Below are 1,819 nucleotides of genomic sequence, written 5' to 3'. Positions count from 1 at the left end.
CCAGGATCGTCCGCTTCTGATCCTAGTTTAAATTAGGTCAGCGCGGGGGTTGCGGCTTGTCGGGGCTGCCCTGATCCATCTGGCATTCGATCGCATGATTTCCGCCGGCAATCTCATCGATCGTCAGCTGGACCTCATGAACGGTCAGCCGGACATTGCGAGCAATGCCGGCGACGTTCTCGGTGATCGTCTCTATCTGGCCAGAAAAGACCAGGAGCGCCGCGAACAAGCCGATAGCCTTGTTCATCGGTGTCTGTCCTGAAACGCAAAACGCCCTCAGGGAAACCTGAGGGCGTTAATGGCGGACACAGTCCGTCGCCAAGTGAATACCAGGCACGATCTGGTTTGTCCAGCATCCTTCACCCAGACATGGGATGACGCCATAGAACTGGCAGAATTATACGCTTAGCCATTCGCGCCCTGCATTTCAACCGCAGGCAGCACCACAGTTTGTGTCAAGCCGGAAGAAACGGGCCCCAAACGCCGGAATAACCTCGCGCGGTGCGGGAGGTCGTTGAAATCATAGGGCAATCGTCCCTGAAACCGAGCGCTGAACAGTTTTTATGGGAAAAGCTGTGCCAACCTGGGCGGATCCGTAGAAGGCATGTTATGGGAAGATTGGCGCCTGCCACAGCCAGGCGCGTAAGCTAACCTTACGGAAAGGCCGCTACCTGAAGATGTCGTTGCGGCTGATCCGCCCCCACATCGGTCGGCCATTCAGACCGCCCAGCGCGGTTGCCTGCTGGACCTCAGCGACCCGCCGCACGGTCCGCGCCAGAGCAGCGCGGCCACGCCACGGCGATCGGTCCGTAGCCTGGATCAGCATGATCAGCCCATTCAGGTGGTCGGTCAGCCCAGCGTTATCCTATGTCATCCCCAGTCTAACAGGCAGGCCAGGGAGAGGTTTCAGATTGGCCACCTAACCAATGTTATACGGGGCCCAGCCCCAACAGTCGTGTCATGAAGGGCCATTTGAAGAGCGAGGCTGCTTTACTCATTGAAAACCAGTGCTAAGTTACTCAACCAAAAAATAGCAATAAAAACAAATTTCAGAACAAAAAAAAGGCTGCCTTTTACCGGCAGCCTAATGGGAAACTATCATAAGCCTCAGTTAAAGATCTTATAGGCAATGAAGTTCCCCTCTTTATCCTTGATATATAGATCGTTCCCGTTTTCTATTTCTTCTATAAGCGCATCATACAACCGGAGAGCGTTCTTGAACACCTCAGTATAAGTTGATGCGTCTGTCTTTATTTTTAGGGCCTCTAAACGATCCATAGATCTTGGAGAAAGAACGACATTAAGCCGCCCTTTGTCACGTTCAGAACTTTTCTCTTTCTTTTCTCGAGTGTGCTCCCGCTCGAGTACTGCAGTTGCAGCCATTTTACTCTCCTATGAGGATAGTTGCTCTAATTCATTGCCATAAGGCTCTACAGGCTCACACGAACCTTTTTTCCGGAAATCAGCAGCTGGCTCGATAACCGCTGCGACCGACAGGTAAGCGTCTATCACACCCTGAAACAGAAATCTAACGCTCGCGTTGCTCATTTCCAGCACCTAATGTGCACATTATTTGCGAGCATGTCTAGTGGCAATACCCCTAAAGATACAGAATTTTTCCTTTCTATGAAGGGGTACATTGCGCTGACCGCACGGATAATGCGCATTACGTAATATTATATACATTAATTGTGCACATGCAGCAGAAAATATGCGTCTGCAATATGCTTTTTTAACGATTCATGTCTTGTTCTCTCCGAGAGCACGCCTATATGTCTGCATGTAGGCCAGCGAGCCTACCGCGGACAGGCGAGGCACC

General features: G+C 51.5%; 3 protein-coding genes. All 3 read right to left on the bottom strand.

From position 1 onward, the window contains the following. Positions 1–37 precede the first annotated feature (37 nt). A complete protein-coding gene (locus N826_RS38905; RefSeq protein ID WP_044437972.1) occupies positions 38–247 on the bottom strand; it encodes a hypothetical protein in 210 nt (69 codons plus the stop codon). 420 nt (positions 248–667) lie between these two features. After that, the gene (locus N826_RS44065) at positions 668–826 is read right to left on the bottom strand and encodes a hypothetical protein (protein ID WP_157599440.1); all 159 of its coding nucleotides are present in this window, start codon (positions 824–826) and stop codon (positions 668–670) included. 281 nt (positions 827–1,107) lie between these two features. Beyond that, positions 1,108–1,383 carry a hypothetical protein gene (locus N826_RS44060; protein WP_044437971.1) on the bottom strand — a complete coding sequence of 92 codons (276 nt, stop codon included), beginning with the start codon at positions 1,381–1,383 and terminating at the stop codon, positions 1,108–1,110. Between the last annotated feature and the right edge of the window lie 436 nt (positions 1,384–1,819).

The organism is Skermanella aerolata KACC 11604, from assembly GCF_000936425.1.
GTDB lineage: Bacteria > Pseudomonadota > Alphaproteobacteria > Azospirillales > Azospirillaceae > Skermanella > Skermanella aerolata.
Note: the sequence above shows the minus strand (reverse complement) of the source record. Positions and strands in the feature narration are given on the sequence as shown.